The sequence below is a fragment of the Flavihumibacter sp. UBA7668 genome (assembly GCF_002483205.1).
Taxonomy (GTDB): domain Bacteria; phylum Bacteroidota; class Bacteroidia; order Chitinophagales; family Chitinophagaceae; genus Flavihumibacter.
The window spans coordinates 631,478-647,349 of sequence record NZ_DLHM01000007.1 but is presented as its reverse complement, the minus strand read 5'-3'; the positions used below and the strand labels follow the sequence as shown (position 1 = coordinate 647,349).

The window sequence follows — 15,872 nt, the reverse complement described above, 5'->3', positions numbered from 1 at the left end:
ACTCAATTTTCCTTACCTGCAGCAAACACAACCGGCTTAATGGTAATATCCGCATGGATTTCAAAGCTGGTTTCGGAATCGAATGCATTCAGGCATTCAACAAGTTCTTTAAGGGTCTTTTTTAAGACCGGAATACGTTCTGCTGCATGTGGATCCGGTTTGCCGAATCGCTCCTCATGGCTGAAACTTTTAAGCCGGTGGAACTGAATTTTATCTGCAAACAGGGTGGTTAAAATTTCTTTTGCATCTGCTTCAGAAAAAGTGCCACTAAGAAGGGTAAAGTTGTTTTGCTGCAGGTTCATTTTTGTAGATTTTAAGTTGATTAAAAAATTATAGAACTATAGATGTCCAGGTAAGATCTTCGTTCAGGTGATAATAGGCTTCATTCTGTGGATCATAACAGATCAGATGCACCCAGGCATTTCCAAAAAGCTTCTGTAAAATGGGTTGTTCCCGGATGATTCGGTCAATGCGGGATGTAGGTGCATACACAATCGTTGTCAGTCTCATTGGCTGGTGATAGGGCTCGGTATCCGACTTGTAAACCGATTGCAGGGGAAGGCCATGCATCAGATCGCTGGCGTTTCCCTGCATTATGCCGATTTTACCAGTGATGTTTTTGGTAATCTTGCTTCCTCCGCCAAATGCTACATTATCCATGGTAGAAAACAGGTACTGTGCGTTAATCCATTGCGCCACTACCATCGGTGCTGTTAGAATGGTGGTGAGGGAGGAACCATCGGTATCTTTTTCCCATTCATAGGAGTGCAGAAAGGACCGGCCATCCAGGTTGATAGCTTTGGTCAGCCACCGGGGTCCGGCTATGAAGGCAGCATTTCTTGCCAATCCCCATTCCGGCCGAACCTGGGCCCAGTCTTTAGCACGCAACGCTGTCTGATTGGATGCCTGCTCTCCCGTTGTTGTAGGATCCATTTCAGCAATTCTCCAGCGGCTGTTCAGCTTGCCGGCTTTTTCAAGATCGTTTTGCAGCTCCAGTAGCTGTTCAGCTAAGGTATCAGGTAGCTGTTCATGGTAGAGCCGTACTTCATCTGTGGTAGTAATATGTTCTGCTGCTATGAAATGTGTATCGGCAGGAATAGCTATCGCCTGTTTTTGTAATTCCTCCCGAACAGATGGATTATTTAGTATGTCTGCCAGAATCTGTGCATTGGGTGCACCGTGCCGGCCTCCGCAGGCACCGCAATCCAATGCCGATGCATAGGCATTATTAACGGTTTCACTACCATGGCCACAAAAAACAACAAGCGGGGCAAAATTTTCCGTCAGTCCCATCAGCTTTAATGCCCCTCCTGCAAATTGAACCTGCTGCTCCAGAGGTATACTGTCAATAACCGGCCGAACAGCCACCTGTGGCGCAAGTAGTTGCTGCACAGAAGACTGAAGAGAGGCGGCTCCTTTGGGGGAGAAAGTGCGTAGACCCATCCATAACCCGCTTGCAAGTCCCAGTGCTTCCACCAGACTGAAGGGAGTTGTGAAAGTATATTTCACAGACTGATAGAGCTTTTTGATTCCCCGTATGTTTTCCTGGCCTTTCCGATAGGCAGACGTTGAACCAACCGGCTTTTCTTCTACGGAACAGACAGGTTTCAGCAGAACCGGACAGGAGGCATAGGATTCCGCAGTAACCGAATTTTCAACAGAAACGGGCACCCCAAAGAATCCGGCAAAACCATAGGTTTCGTAATCGCCCTGGGCTTCCAGCGCTCTTCTGAAAGGTTCTGATCGTACATCGATACAAAAAACCAATTGTGCACGGGGAGGTATTTTCTGCTGGGGCAAGCGGTTTATCCCAAGCTGTTTTAAAAGCGATTGTTGGTAGGCAGTTTCGTTTTGAAGGATGGATCCGTAGAAATCAGTGGTATCCGTTTTTTGCAAGGCATTGGCGTGCCACCGGAGTATGTCCTTAGCCTCTGGCCAGAGCAGGCAGGTAAGTACCAGCCGGAACGCGAGGTACTCTATCTGACTAACCGGATGTGGATGATGGGCGTCCTGTTTATCTGCCCAATTTGTTCGGTATTGAATATGAGCAGCCCATCCTGGCAGTGTGGTAAGAAGCAGGGTAAGAAATTCTTCCTGCTCCTCCCGGTTTATAGTAAGGAAAGACAGTGCTTCATCAATAAGCGCTATTGGTTTTTGTGGCAGTTGTCGCAGCCATTCAATAGGCTGTGGATTGTTTTGATGAAGTTGCTGATCAAACCGAAACAGGGAAAGGGTGCTTTTTAAAAAGCCCTGTGTTCGGTGCGGCATTCGAATGGTAGCTTGTCCCTCATCAAAATAGGCCTGTAACCATTTAATGGAGGCGCGATTAACCAGCTGCATACCCACCGGCAATTCCGGTTGCTGAAAATAGGCGGCTCCCTGTTGAAGGCCCTCCTCAAAGTGCAGGTCTTCAAAGCCGGCCAACGGGTTGACTGCCAGGAGGTTTTTTAACGGCCAGAAGGGCGCAATTTTTGACCAGCTTTTCCTGATGGCTTGTTCAAGGGTGGGTTGGCTGGCAGGTTGAAAAGCAAGCGTTGGTTCCTGCTTTAAAGTGGTTGTTAGCATTTGTCCGATTTAAAATTGATAACTATTGCGATGGGTGGTAATCGTTTTTGGATGCGGTTGACTGGCGTTCAGGAGTCGAACATAGATTTTCAGCAACCAATCCGGATAGGACTGGTTCTTAACCGGCCGTATAAACAAGAGCGCAAGCCAGGAAATCAAGAGGCAGGCGGCGCCCAAAAAGTGCAGCAGATTCAGTTCCTGCGGCATTGAAATTCCTACTGGAACAAGGGCCTGTTCAATCAGGTAGATGCTGCCTCCGTAAAAAGAACCCATTAACAGGGCAGCAAATATACCGGTGATCCATCCTGTTTTGGCATTCCTCCGAATAATGGGCAGGGTAAACTGGGCACCTGCGATGAGTGCAAGAAATTGGAGAAACAATTCGGTATCGAATACGCCCGGCTGTTTATTGCTGCTGAGGGAAAACATGCAGGCAGCTATTGCTCCGCAAAAAAGGGCGATGAGCAGGTCTTTTACAGCAGGTGGATAATCCAGGTCAAGTCGTTTTTCTTTGGCAGCAGCGCCGGAAGCCAGGAATAAATTTGCCTTAAACAGGCCATGCCAGCAGAGGTGGGCAATAGCTGCAGGGAAAAGTCCGAGGCCGCATTGCACAATCATGAAACCCATTTGTGCCATGGTACTGCTGGCCAGCATGCGCTTGATATCCGTTTGCATCAGTTTCCACAGGGTGCCGGTTAAGGCGGTTATCATTCCCGCCACAAATAGGATGTTTAATAGGACCGGCTCTTTCAGATAGAGGGGAGCAAATCTTGCCAGCAGGAAACCACCACCGTTAACCAATCCGGCGTGCATGAGTGCGGAAACAGGTGTAGGCGAATTCAGCGAGCTGGTTAACCAGCGATGGAAGGGCCATAGTGCAGATTGCGTCATAGCAGCTAAAAGCACCAGTAAACAACCGGTTATTTTCCAATAAGGATCCATTGATGTTGCAAGGATCGCCTGCAGAGAAGTTTCTCCGGTGAGCTGATAAAACAGGAGGAATGCGGCAGCGAGGAAAGCAATACCCAGGATAAAATTTCTGCGCGCAAGCAGGGCGGATTGCCTTGCTGCTTCCCATTCTGTTTTGTGCAGCATGAGCCGGGTAAGTAAACCATTGCTGATGGCCCAGGTGGCCAGTAGCAGAAGGAGATGATCCGCACCCACCATCAGAAAGATGGTTGGGACGAGTGCAGTCAGATTTAAATAGAAGGCCGCCTGTTGCCGATCGCCCCGGAGGTAACGAAGTGAAAAGGAACCAATGGTGAGGGCTACCAGTGCAACCAGTGCCATTATTACAAAGGCAAGTGTGTCAAAATGAAAACAGGTGCTGAGCGCGTTTAGGAATTGATTCATTTGGTTGAGTTTGTTTTGCAACGGGGGCAAAAATATCCTAGGTTTGTTTATTAGAAAAACGCTTAATTCTAATACTTAAAATAAGAAAATCTAATAATGAGTTTTGATTCCCTTACACTGGAATGTTTTATAGCCGTAGCCGAAACAGGAAGTTTTACACGTGCTGCGGAAAAAGTTTCGCGCACACAGTCGGCGGTCAGTCAGCAGATAACCAAGCTGGAAAATCAGGTGGGAAAAGCATTGTTCCTGCGATCCAGGCATCTTTCGCTTACAGCGGAAGGTGAAATTTTATTGTCGTATGCAAAGAGAATTGTGCAGTTAAACCGGGATGCGATGGATCGGTTCAAGCATCCTGAATTGCAGGGGGAGGTGCGATTTGGTTTACCGGAAGATTTTGCCAGTGTTTTTTTATCGGATGTATTGTCGGAGTATGCCTCGCTGCATCCGCGCATATTGCTGAAGGTGGAATGTGATCTCACCCTGAATCTTTTTGCGCGCTTTAAGAAAAAGCAGTTTGATTTGGTATTGGTGAAAATGAATAAACCGGAGGATTTCCCCAATGGTATGGATGTATGGTCGGAGGTATTGGAATGGGTGGGGAACAGGAATCTGCTGAATCTGGAGGAAGACAGTCCGGTGCCCCTGGTCTTATCACCACAACCCTGTGTATACCGGGCCAGGGCAATTCAGTCGCTGGAGAAATTAAACCGCCAATGGCGCATTGTGTTTTCCAGCCATAGTTATGCAGGAACGGTAGCAGCGGTAAAGGCAGGCATGGGTATTACCGTTTTGCCCCGCAATATGATACCGGAAGACCTGCAGATTATTCGAACCAAAAAATTGTTACCCAAACTGGCCGATACGCATATTTCGCTCCTCAAACACCACAGTAAAAACCTGGCTGTAAACTCACTGGAGAAGTTTGTGGTGGAACGCTTAAAGCCCTAGTAAGCTGGTAGTATCCTTGTACTAAGTCGGCTCCACCAACCGTTCACCAACCGTTCTTTAACCGTTTATCTACCGTTCATCTACCGTTATAAAACGGTTCATGAACGGTAGATGAACGGTTGGTGGACGGTAAATAAACGGTAGATGGAGCCGACTTAGTACAGAGAATAGTGTATCTTAAGCGTACAAAACCTTATCTATGGCCTACAATAAAAAACCAACCAATCCCCTTTCGGGTTTCTCCGGCAAATTGGGTAACGTAGTAATCAAGCAATACGAAGACAAAACGGTGATGGCGGCCTTACCGGCTAAAAGCAAAAAGAAGCCCAGTGCCAAAAAACTGGCAGCAAATGAGCTCATGGCGGATGCCGCCCATTATGCTAAAACAATAATAAATAACCCGGAATGGAAACTGGCAGTCGCCATTGCACTTCAAATTGAACAGGGAAAAGTCTATTCCACCCTGATCGGCGATTACATAACAAACAAAGGGGAGAAAGATAAGATACTAAAGATACCGGCAAGACCGGTTGTTAACAATTAGGGAGCATAATTTATAAACCAAACAGAAAACTGGCAAAAAAAGTAGAAATCAGCTATTCTGTTTCCAGATCTTTAGCCTTTTTTCAATCTCTGCAACTAAAGTCTTATTATTTTGAAAAATAAAATTAGTTGCCACTAATTCTTCAAGTTTTTGAGCGGCTTGTTTCTTTGTGAGAATAGCTGCTTCAACGAGTTTATCAAATATCCAAATCATACCATGGAATTCAATGTCTTTATTTTTAGCACAATTACGAACTGTTTTATCACTGCTCAAAACACAGGCATTTAATTTATTCGCAACATGTAAAACGGATTTATCTGTTTCAGATAAAGATTTAGGATACGATTCTGATTGAATTTGAAGAAAATCTTCTTCTTGTAGATTATGAACTGTAAGCCTATCAACAGTTTGATAGGCTTTTAAAATTTGTTGCTGTTCAGCATATAATTCGAAATAAACTGAAATGGTAGTATGAATTTCCAGATCAAGTTGGAAAAACGAATTGACAAGACCCAGATCATACAGGTCTATAAAAATGCAAGCGTCTGTAACAGCTATTATCAGTTTCATTCCTCGGTCAGCTGGTTGGCATTTGGGTATAAATTTTAAAACATTGGCTGATATTGTTTTTTAAATTCAGCCAAAGACCGATTAGTTAATGAAGCTGCTTTGGACATTGAAATTTGGTCTTCAATCAACGCTCTGAATAATAGTTGTTCAAAGCGATTGCTTTCCTCAATTCCATGGTATTCTACAGGTTCATCTACTTTCCAGTTTTGTTGTCTTATTAAAAAGAAGAATTGTTTGGTGTAATTCTCATTGATAATACCACAAACTTTTGCCCGCATTACAATGGCCTGCATTGAAATGCCATATTGTTTTTTAATATTACCCAATTCTAAAGTAGATAGCTTAGTGCGATGATTGCCTAACTCGGCTTTAATAGTTTCTTCAGGAAGTAGCATTGCCCCGGCAAACTGGTGACATAAAGTTTCCTTTTCTTTTTCAGTAATAGCTGCAAATACCAATAGCAAATGAGCTAATTCGTGCAGCAGGGTGAACCGTACTCTATCCGGTTTATTGGCTTTTCTTTCATTATATGCTAAAACAGGAATAGTACCATTAACATAGCTTTGCAAACCATCAAAATCTTCTTTCACATTCAGCTTTACAACTTTTATATTCTTATCTTCTAAAAGTTCAACGATGTTAAATATCGGGCCGGTACCTAAAGACCAGTTATGTCTTAATTGTTGAGCCGCTTTATTTACCTGCTCATAAGTACTAATTTCCCCGAAATCTTTTAAAGGATTATCAAAACTATGAGGAAGCCCAATAATTTCTTCTAATTCTAAATAGCGGGAAAGGTATTCTTTGGTGGTTTCATTAATGATTGCCACTTCCTTTTGTGGCATTCTGCTTAATTTTCTATACTCAATATCGCTGAGTTCAACTTTAGTAGTTCTAAAGAAATAATCAGGACTAATATGTAGCGCTTTGCTAAGCAAATTGATTTTTTCTGCATCCGGAATAACGTCTCCTTTTTCATAACGATGCAATGCCTGGCGAGATAGAGTACCGCCTAATGCATCAGCCAAATCTTGCAATGAGAAACCATTCATCAGACGGGCTGACTTAAATCTTTCCGCAAATAGTGCTTTAGTTTCCATTGTGTAAATCCTTTTTGAACTGCAAAATTATATGTTTAGGTTGACAAAACAGTCATTTTAATTAAGACTTGTAACTCATATTTGTAACTTTAACCAATTGTGTAACTGACTTATTCGTCCCAATCAGCCGTTTTTTCTTATTTACACTGGTTACAATAATCTTTACAACCACCATAGCTGCCCCAAACGATATCAAACTACTTTACTGCATCAAATTAGAAAGGTTTGAAAAAGCTTGCTGTTTTGATATGACCGAAAGGGCAACCTTTGGTGCGCTCCAGAATGTTAACCCGGCTGGCGGAAGCCGCCGATGGAAGTACTTAGCATTAAATCTACTTACCAAATAACAACTTATCAGCTTGATTTAGTTCCAGGCACAACTGATACATTAATGAAAATGCAATAGTACCGTTGGTTAGGATATCAATAATTGAATATTTTTCATATGACCACAATAGTAGAAAATCATCATTATCATCACCAGACTCAAACTCACCAAGGGTTGATAATTGTAATTGAACGGATTTTACTTTATCAGACAGCTCATAAAAAACCGTTTCTTGAAACCTGGTATTCATTTGTAAGTAAATTCCTTCCCCGTTCATGCCAATATGAAGCATGACTTCAACAGGTTCATTATATGCATGAATAAAAATAATATTCCCGAAATCTTTCCATTCAGCATGTGTCCATTGATCCATCGTTTTGTTATTGACAGACCATTGTTCAAGGAGTTCATATAAAAGCTCTGTAACTATTGTTCCAAGGCTTTCTCTGTCGGTACCGGAGCCAGTAATTAGCCATTTATTGAAATCTACAATGGTATTAGCATGTAAACCAAATGAGTGCAGTTTTTCAGGTGCGATTTCTACTATCATAATCAAATTTAGAAATTACATCCTTCCATTTAATATCATAGTACCTATCCTCTTCGGATCGGGTATTAAAAAGTTCGATAGTAGTCTGCTGTAAGGATTCAAAGAGATGAGGACTTAACTGCTGTTCACCAATTTTATGTAAAAAATTAAAACAATCAGATAGAATGTCTTTCCAGAAAGGCAGTTGTAATATTTTCAAGAGCCAATTAGGATTTCAGCTGTTGTTTCCAAGGGAACAAACCGGGCAATTGGGTTATATAAAATTGATCGATCTCTCTGTATGAGATATAGTGTATAAATGAATTTAGTAAATCTACCGTTGTTTCAAGAACTGGTACACTTTTAAACCGGAATATCCGGTTTTAGAGCTTATTGCCGGTTGATAATAACATTATAAAGCTGCTCCTCCTTATCAATACAGGCTACGGCCTGAATTATGGCTGCCGGATTATTTATGGTGAAAGGATTCTTTGAAACATAGTTGCGCATCCGGCAACCAAATAAGGAAATAGTCAGTTTCTCCTTTCCACGCACTTCCATGAAATCAACGGATTCGCCGGAATTGGTCAGGGCCGGATTATCGCCACTAAACGCTTCTACATTGGTAATGGAAGTATGGCCCTGCCCCTCAATAATAATCGGATGAATATTTTCCACAGAGGTACCGGCATTTGCAATAATGGAACCCTGGGCTATTTGCCAGTTTCTGTTTTTCGTGTTATTTCCTGCTTTATGCAAACCAACAGTAACACAATCCAGGTTGAAATTGGTCAACTGACCATAGCTTTCATCTCCCAGATAGATGCCGCCCCAGGTTGCAAAGGTGAAGATATCAATCAGCTGCGCATTATCCGTGTTATTGATGTTGTATGCAAATGTTTTATTGGCAATAACGGCATCTACAATAGCTTTTGAAAAGCCAAGTTTCATCTGCCGCATGATACTCGGATTTACATGGCAATGCAGGAACCGGGGAATATCATAACAAAAGTTAATGCGAATAAATTCTCCGCTTAACGGGTAACCATAACATTGTTCAATCAAAATCAATTCGCAGGGAAACTCTTCAGTTGCGTTGAAATCCATCGCAACATATTCTCCATAAAAAGTCAGGTTTGATAAAGTAACGCCCTCTGTTCTGCTGGTTTTGCTTACCTGAATGGTAGGAGGATATTTGATGATCTTAGCAGGATCTTTTAATTCCTGATGGGCATACCAAAACTGAATTCCTTTGATCTGTGTGGCAGATTCAACAATGAATAATGGATGCGCTGCATCTTCAATTTTAAACACACTGCCCACCGGTGCATTTTTGGCAGGATGAGCGGTTGCTCTTGGTACCGGTCCATGTACACCTATAATGGAAACATTATTCTTCAGAATCAAACCACTTGCAAGCGCATAGGGTTCACTGGAGGGTTCCACCCAGAGGGCTGCTCCGGATTTACTGGCCCAGTCAATTGCTTTTTGCAGATTTCGGGAATTTGTTTTGCCATCGTTTTTTGGAGACACATTAAAGTCCTTGATATTCTTACCGGGACTGGCAAATGCTGACATCATCAGACTAACGAACATCGTACATGCGACAAGCAATTTTCTTTTCATGTTATGGCAGTTTTAGCAATGGAAAACAAACTGCAAGATCGTTGATAGAAAAAAGTTAAAAACGGAAATTAAGGTTCAAAATGCGCGCATGCTACAACCGTTAGTCAAACTTCATTTATTCTATTTAATTTTGCGCGGCAATTTTTTTACAGCGTAAACACACAAAGAATATGAAACGGCTATTTGTTTTATGGATCCTTGTTTTTTCTATTTCAAATTTATTCGGCCAGGATGAATTTAAGAAGGTGAATTTCGATAAAAAGTTTAAGGCAAAGAATCAGGGAGTGGCCAGAATTGAGATAGATGAAGTAAAGGAGCTAATCCATATAATGATTGCCCTAACAGAAATCGGATTAGATAATGATGATATGGTTGAACAAAAGGGACCGTATTATCAGGATGTTCTGGCTGCATTCAAACAATACAAAAGCGAAAAAATTATACTTGTTATTGACTCTCTTATCAAATCAAATCCACTTCAATATATATTTCTAACAGGGAATGCACTGAGTTATAATTTCAAAGGAAATAAACTAGTTAAGGACAGAAACTATCTGTTTCCCGCTCAAAGTGTATCGTCGCACACAAAAATATCGGTTAACCCAATTACTACTTATAAAAACCAAATAGAAGCGTTTGCAGTAAAAACAGGTTTTAGAAAGTTTTATAAACGTCAAAAACCGTTTTATAAAGGATTGATTGCAAAATACAATGAACTGGCCAACCTTCAGGAACAATGGAACTGGCTGGAGAAAAATTTTGAATCCGGAGTTAATAACTACACCATTATGTGTTCTCCTTTAATAAATGGACTTAATTATACAACCAGCTATGAGAGTAATGGCTTTAAGCAAATCATGATGGTGTTACCACCAATTGACCGGTCGGCAGAAATGAGTGATAAAGAAAATGAAATTTTCAGTACGCGTATTATGTTCACTGAGATCGACCATAACTATGTGGCAAAACCAACCAAAGCTTACCAGAAGGAAATAAATATTGCCTTCAGTGAAAGGGCGAGGTGGGTTGATACATCGAAAGAAGGAACAGAATATTATCCAACACCTGAAAGAGTATTTGATGAATACATGACCTATGCGGTATTTTATCTTTACTGCAATGAAAAATTTGCAGCGGATGAGTCATCCATATTGTTTGCCTATAATGGGGTAAACGCACTAATGAAGGATAGAGGATTCCCCCGAATGAAAGAATTAAATGATGCGTTGTTGAGAATAAGAAAAAATAATCCCACCAAGAAAATTAGCGAGTTATATCCAGAACTGATTGAATGGTGCAAAACGCAATAAAAATTACATCCTTGCAAATTCTATAAGTTTCTTGTAATTCCCCTGATCAGCCGCACGCAATGCTGCCAGATAGGTGGAACGGATTTCTCCGGTTTGAGCTAAATCTTGTCCACCCCACGAGAATACTTCTCTTGCAAATATTTTCTCGGCGATAATATCTGCCATGAGACGTGAATGTCTTCCATTGCCATTGGCAAAACAGTGAATAGATACCAGGCGATGCTTAAATCGAATAGCAATTTCATCCTCACTAAAAGATTTATTCTCGATCCAAAACGTACAATCCTCTAAAAGGGTACGCAATTCAGTGCTAATTTGAAATTTATCGGCACCTATATTTTTATTTGAATTCCTGAATGTGCCTGCCCATTTCCAAACATCACCAATCATTCGTTTATGTAATTCTTTATTGAATTGTTCAGTTAGGATTTCAGTTGCAGTAAATCTTTTCCTTCGTTCCATTGTCCATCGAATGGCTTCTTCAATATTTCTTTGCTCAACCTCATCTAATTCTCTTCTTGTTGTAACAGAGGGAATAAGCAAACCCTCTTTTTCATCTTCATCAAGAGGCGTTTGACCTTCTTCGTAATGTAAAACTAGTCCCATAAACTTTTAGGTATTTGTCTTTTGAGTTCCTCTGTCAATTCTTTAATTGCCTGATTAAGTCGCTTTTGAGTGTTTTCCTGATCTTCAAGTTTCATGGATATAGAAGTTCGCGTTACGATTTTCCTGGCTATTTCAGAGGCCTTCTTCTCAATCATTTTCTCAAGTGTTTCTTCATAGGGTACAAAACCGTATACAAGGCGAAGCCCTAAAGCATCACCGACCTCTTTGAGCTTGTTCAACGTAACTGTACCGTTTACTTCCCGGTTTTCAACTTCTTTCAAACTTTGGGATGTAATTGATATTCGACTACCTAATTGCACTAGAGACATATTTAAAGATTTGCGTATTGCTTTTAACCATCCTTCAGATGGTGCAGGAGACTTCTGCAAAGGTTTAAATCGTTTTAATTTTTTATCTAATTGCCTGACAACTAGTAGATTATTAGCGCCCTTCATAATTTTTATTGGTATGTTTTAAGCTATAAAAATAAGGTTATAACCTTAAAATACAATAATAAAAATAAGGGTATAACCTTATAAATGAATATATAATTTTGCACCGAACATTCAGCAGTTCCCAGAAGAAGACCTCTCAGCTTGCGATAACGTGTAAATAAAATATTAGGATTATAGCCAAGATCAAACAATCACTTAAATGTTGCACAAAAAAAAAGCAGCTACAGATTTTACTCCGTAACTGCTTCTTTTTCGTGGTGTGGGCCGGAATCGAACCGGCGACACAAGGATTTTCAGTCCTTTGCTCTACCAACTGAGCTACCGCACCAGTACTGCATTACAGGGTTTTGAGAGTTACGGTGAGTCACCCAATGCGTCACTAAACCGTAAAAATCATGTTCTCAGAACCAAAGATCGTGGGACTCAAGGACCCCACCAAAAGAGGCTATGTTCTTTCTTATGTAAACGGGACCAGGGTGCGGCTTTACAATGGAAGCGCTCTCGGTATCGACTGTTTCCCGAATCACCAGAAAGATCCCAGGAATCGCGAAAAGGCACTCAAACACCTGCTTTTTGAGTTTAGAAAACGTCTCGAGAAAGGCTGGGTTTCTGTGCCTACGGAACACAGCGTAGCAGAGTCAATAAGCATTCGGCAGCTTCCGACCTGGCTTTCCAGGGAACTAGAGAGGGTAGATTTTAGTGCATCTTACAAACGTGACCTGATCACTGTATGTCGACAACTGCATCAGTTTTTGAGAGAGAAAAAGGTGGAGTCGGTTGCTTTAAAACAGCTTCCACCTAGGGTAATGCAAGAGTTTCTATCCTGCTTCAGTACATCAGCAACTTATTACATGACCAAAAGAAGAACACTGGGAGCATTATTCTCTCTTCTTCAATCAAAGAAAGTGATCTCCGAAAATCCGGTGAAACAAATCAAACGGGTAAGGGAAAAGGCAACGCTTCACAAACCATATGAGAGAAACCAGCTTAACCGAGTTTTAAGTATCATCGCTTCGAAAAGTCCCAAGCTTCATCTTTGCTGTTGCTTGATGTATGGTTGCTTACTACGCCCCCACCAGGAAATCCGAAAGCTTAAAAGATCCGATATTGACCAGAGTATCACCCACATCACGCTTGCTGGAAATGCAAATAAAGGCAAAAGGATCAGAACAGTTGCCATTCCCAGATTTGTACGTGAAGTGCTTATTGACCACGGTGTAATGGATCTACCTCCTGAAGCTAACGTTTTCACTGGAACGGTACAAGAACTAAACGTCAGTTACTTCTCAACGCTATGGTCCAGGATAAAACCTGAACTCAAAAAAGAATCCCTGGTAGAACGATCGCACACTCTCTACTCGTTCCGACATACTGCAGCTGTGGAGATTTACAAAAAAACGAAAGATGCTTTTGTCGTGAAGAACCTAATGGGGCATAGCTCATTGACAGTTACTCTTACATATCTGCGAAGTGTTGGAGTCGAGCAAAATGATGACCATGTACACCTACTCGAACTGTAACCGATACGCTCTGCGGATGGATCTATACCAAGAGGATATACAACCTGCTGATTATCAGCTATATACGAACAAACCGGGAGTAGCCGAAAACCGGATCATAGAGTAGGCATTAAAAAAATCAAAAGATGAAAAAGATGATGATGCTGTTTGTTGTTGCAGCAACCGTAACCCTGGTCGGATGTTCCAAGTCAAAAGAAGAAGCATCGATTCCTGAAGCAACACTAGAATTTACACTGGACGGGAAAACTTTTGCTTTCGAAGGTCACCACAGATGTCACATTGTTTACTCGAACAACAGCGATAAGCACGGGTTCAGGTTCGTAGCACAGCGGGATAGGGAGTTTGTCAATTTTTGGACAAATACTGCTTCTTCCAGCGTACTACAAACCGGAGAATACCATGATCAGAATCTTTTTGACTGGCAGTTGGATGGACTTATGGACTTCCGTGGAACCGGTACTGTAAAGATCACCAGGATCAAAGATGCCAAGTATCACTCAGGGACGTTAAGCGGAACGATGAGCTACAGACTGTTAAACGGACAACGGAAAACTGTTCCTATCGAAAACGGAAAGTTTGAAAACCTCCAGTTGCGATAATGATAAAGCCCCACTTCGGTGGGGTTTCATCTTCTTCCAAATATCAGGACTTCTTTTTCCCCACTTAGCTGATCGAAAACACTTAGCAGCTTTGTAGATCACACACAAATTTGTAGATCTTTTTGAAAATTATTTTGTAGATGTTGTCCAAAGTTCTATGTTTGTGACGCACGAAATCAGACTGTTAATTGACTGTCATAGAACAAGCTCTACAGTTTAAAAAAAACTATTATGTCAAAACCACATCTCTCAATGGAGGATCTACAGCAGATTCTTGAGCTTGCAAAATCAGGGCTTACACCCGAAGAAATTGCACAAAAGTTCAATGTTGCTGTGTCTACCATTCATTACCACAAAGGGAGATGGAAAAAACAAGGGTGGAACTTCCCTGACATACGAGGAAGGCGTCCGCAGAGCTTCATCGAAAGGGCTGCTGAAAAAGCTCCAAACTTTTTTCGTGGTGTTACAGGGCAACCGTTTCCAACGAAGCAATTCTCTAGTGAACACACAGTCAATTTACCGTCAAACGGATCTTACAAGTTCGTTGTAAATGGAACCACGGTCACAATTGACAGTAAAGCGAAATCAGTTGAAATTCAACCGGACCGGATCATCGTAAATTTTTAACACTCAACATAAAGCAAAAACATGAATACCCGACCCCCTCCAGATCAAAGTCAACAAGCTACGAATCAGAAGTACTCGATTCAAGTCAGCAAACAACAACAACTTTTCAAATCTGTTACAAGATTTTTTTATTACAAAACAACACCCCGCTCTTATGCAAACTCTGCCCAACCTGCCCAAAGCCTTTTCAAACACAGCTTTTGACATCCTGAATGACCCCAATAATTACGACTCCAACCTAGTTGATGGCCTTATACCAAGCGAAGGAATTACCTTCCTGGTTGGTGAATCAGAGGTTGGAAAAAGCCTTTTTGCATTTCAGCTTGCCATGGCTGTGGCTCTCGGACGGGACAACTTTGTTGGATTAAAACTTGATCCAACTCAAAACCGAGCAATGTACATTACTACGGAAGATGGTGCTGGTCAGTTAAAAAAGAGAATATCGCTGTATAACATTGACCCCGCAGAACAGCCCTTATTAAACAACTTGTTTATCGTTAATGAAGAATTGAGAGATCTTCCATCAAACCTGGAAAAATTTGCTCAACAGTTGCCACTCGGTTTGATAATTCTCGACGTATTCTCGGATCACTTCAACGGAGACTTGAATAACACCATTTCTGTCAGAAATTATCTAAAACCGTTTAAAAAGCTGAGTAACAAGTTTAAGGTACCGATCATCATGGTCCACCACAAAAACAAATCAGCGCAAAAGGAAGACTCTGGTAAGCAAGGCATACTCGGTTCTCAAGCAATTGAATCAGCAAGCAGGAGTGTAATTGACCTCAGGTTCGATCCTGATAACGACGACTACCGGATACTCCGAATCCTCAAGGGTAATAATTACTCACAGGTTCAGAAAAAGATCGGGTACCAACTGGAAGTTAATCCGATTTCGCTTGCTTTTGAATTTACAGGAACCCAGCTGGACTTGAAAAAAGGAAAACCAACTGGAAAGTCGAATGATGCTCAGCTTCTTTCCAGGGTTGTTGAGTTAGAACAAGAAGGACTTTCTACCAGGGAGATTGCCGAGAAATTAACCTCTGAGGGTAATAAAATAAGTAAGTCAACGGTAGGCCGTATGTTAACAAATGCCGGTGTTAAATATTCACTTGAAGGTGTAAAGGTTAGCGGCTCATGACCCAACCCCCAGTAAAGAGTTGGGACGGGACAATATAAAAGAAGAGATATA

General features: G+C 41.5%; 16 protein-coding genes and 1 tRNA gene. 7 read left to right on the top strand and 10 right to left on the bottom strand.

Translation table 11 applies throughout. The annotated features are described in order from the left end of the window. Positions 1-2: 2 nt before the first annotated feature. The 3 genes from B2746_RS20275 to B2746_RS20265 are packed head-to-tail and all read right to left on the bottom strand — an operon-like array spanning position 3 to position 3,918. Positions 3-302 (bottom strand): hypothetical protein, encoded by a 300-nt coding sequence (locus B2746_RS20275; RefSeq protein WP_290798262.1) that lies wholly within the window; start codon positions 300-302, stop codon positions 3-5. A 28-nt stretch (positions 303-330) separates the two neighbouring features. Further along, positions 331-2,565, bottom strand: coding sequence for a DUF2309 domain-containing protein (locus B2746_RS20270; RefSeq protein ID WP_290798259.1), 2,235 nt, complete (start codon positions 2,563-2,565; stop codon positions 331-333). Between the two features lie 9 nt (positions 2,566-2,574). Beyond that, the gene (locus B2746_RS20265) at positions 2,575-3,918 is read right to left on the bottom strand and encodes a proton-conducting transporter membrane subunit (protein ID WP_290798256.1); all 1,344 of its coding nucleotides are present in this window, start codon (positions 3,916-3,918) and stop codon (positions 2,575-2,577) included. A 96-nt stretch (positions 3,919-4,014) separates the two neighbouring features. Between B2746_RS20265 and B2746_RS20260 the strand changes: the two genes are divergently transcribed. Continuing rightward, positions 4,015-4,866, top strand: coding sequence for a LysR substrate-binding domain-containing protein (locus B2746_RS20260; RefSeq protein ID WP_290798253.1), 852 nt, complete (start codon positions 4,015-4,017; stop codon positions 4,864-4,866). A 199-nt stretch (positions 4,867-5,065) separates the two neighbouring features. Then, positions 5,066-5,410 carry a hypothetical protein gene (locus B2746_RS20255; RefSeq protein ID WP_290798248.1) on the top strand — a complete coding sequence of 115 codons (345 nt, stop codon included), beginning with the start codon at positions 5,066-5,068 and terminating at the stop codon, positions 5,408-5,410. Positions 5,411-5,458: 48 nt separating this feature from the next. On the opposite strand, the gene B2746_RS20250 is transcribed toward B2746_RS20255, so the two are convergent. The 4 genes from B2746_RS20250 to B2746_RS20235 all read right to left on the bottom strand — a co-directional run bounded on the left by B2746_RS20250 (position 5,459) and on the right by B2746_RS20235 (position 9,563). Next, positions 5,459-5,980, bottom strand: a complete 522-nt coding sequence (locus tag B2746_RS20250) for a PIN domain-containing protein (protein ID WP_290798245.1) — start codon at positions 5,978-5,980, stop codon at positions 5,459-5,461. Positions 5,981-6,015: 35 nt separating this feature from the next. After that, positions 6,016-7,080 (bottom strand): XRE family transcriptional regulator, encoded by a 1,065-nt coding sequence (locus B2746_RS20245; RefSeq protein WP_290798242.1) that lies wholly within the window; start codon positions 7,078-7,080, stop codon positions 6,016-6,018. A 332-nt stretch (positions 7,081-7,412) separates the two neighbouring features. Continuing rightward, positions 7,413-7,958: a hypothetical protein gene (locus B2746_RS20240; protein WP_290798239.1), complete on the bottom strand. Its 546-nt coding sequence runs from the start codon at positions 7,956-7,958 to the stop codon at positions 7,413-7,415. A 369-nt stretch (positions 7,959-8,327) separates the two neighbouring features. Next, positions 8,328-9,563 (bottom strand): hypothetical protein, encoded by a 1,236-nt coding sequence (locus B2746_RS20235; protein ID WP_290798236.1) that lies wholly within the window; start codon positions 9,561-9,563, stop codon positions 8,328-8,330. A gap of 170 nt (positions 9,564-9,733) precedes the next feature. Between B2746_RS20235 and B2746_RS20230 the strand changes: the two genes are divergently transcribed. Beyond that, positions 9,734-10,873 carry a DUF4932 domain-containing protein gene (locus B2746_RS20230; protein ID WP_290798234.1) on the top strand — a complete coding sequence of 380 codons (1,140 nt, stop codon included), beginning with the start codon at positions 9,734-9,736 and terminating at the stop codon, positions 10,871-10,873. A 3-nt stretch (positions 10,874-10,876) separates the two neighbouring features. On the opposite strand, the gene B2746_RS20225 is transcribed toward B2746_RS20230, so the two are convergent. The 3 genes from B2746_RS20225 to B2746_RS20215 all read right to left on the bottom strand — a co-directional run bounded on the left by B2746_RS20225 (position 10,877) and on the right by B2746_RS20215 (position 12,262). Next, complete coding sequence (locus tag B2746_RS20225) at positions 10,877-11,479, bottom strand: mobile mystery protein B (RefSeq protein WP_290798231.1); 603 nt, start codon at positions 11,477-11,479, stop codon at positions 10,877-10,879. Further along, positions 11,470-11,934, bottom strand: coding sequence for a mobile mystery protein A (locus B2746_RS20220; RefSeq protein ID WP_290798228.1), 465 nt, complete (start codon positions 11,932-11,934; stop codon positions 11,470-11,472). The genes B2746_RS20225 and B2746_RS20220 overlap by 10 nt, the downstream gene beginning before the upstream one ends. A gap of 255 nt (positions 11,935-12,189) precedes the next feature. Continuing rightward, a tRNA-Phe gene (locus B2746_RS20215) sits at positions 12,190-12,262 on the bottom strand. A 67-nt stretch (positions 12,263-12,329) separates the two neighbouring features. Between B2746_RS20215 and B2746_RS20210 the strand changes: the two genes are divergently transcribed. From B2746_RS20210 to B2746_RS20195, 4 genes are all read left to right on the top strand, one after another. Continuing rightward, positions 12,330-13,454, top strand: coding sequence for a tyrosine-type recombinase/integrase (locus B2746_RS20210; RefSeq protein ID WP_290798225.1), 1,125 nt, complete (start codon positions 12,330-12,332; stop codon positions 13,452-13,454). 125 nt (positions 13,455-13,579) lie between these two features. Continuing rightward, a complete protein-coding gene (locus tag B2746_RS20205) occupies positions 13,580-14,053 on the top strand; it encodes a hypothetical protein (RefSeq protein WP_290798222.1) in 474 nt (157 codons plus the stop codon). A gap of 231 nt (positions 14,054-14,284) precedes the next feature. Further along, positions 14,285-14,680, top strand: a complete 396-nt coding sequence (locus B2746_RS20200; protein WP_290798219.1) for a hypothetical protein — start codon at positions 14,285-14,287, stop codon at positions 14,678-14,680. A 154-nt stretch (positions 14,681-14,834) separates the two neighbouring features. After that, on the top strand, positions 14,835-15,821 hold the full coding sequence (locus B2746_RS20195; RefSeq protein ID WP_290798216.1) for an AAA family ATPase: 987 nt from the start codon (positions 14,835-14,837) through the stop codon (positions 15,819-15,821). Positions 15,822-15,872 lie beyond the last annotated feature (51 nt).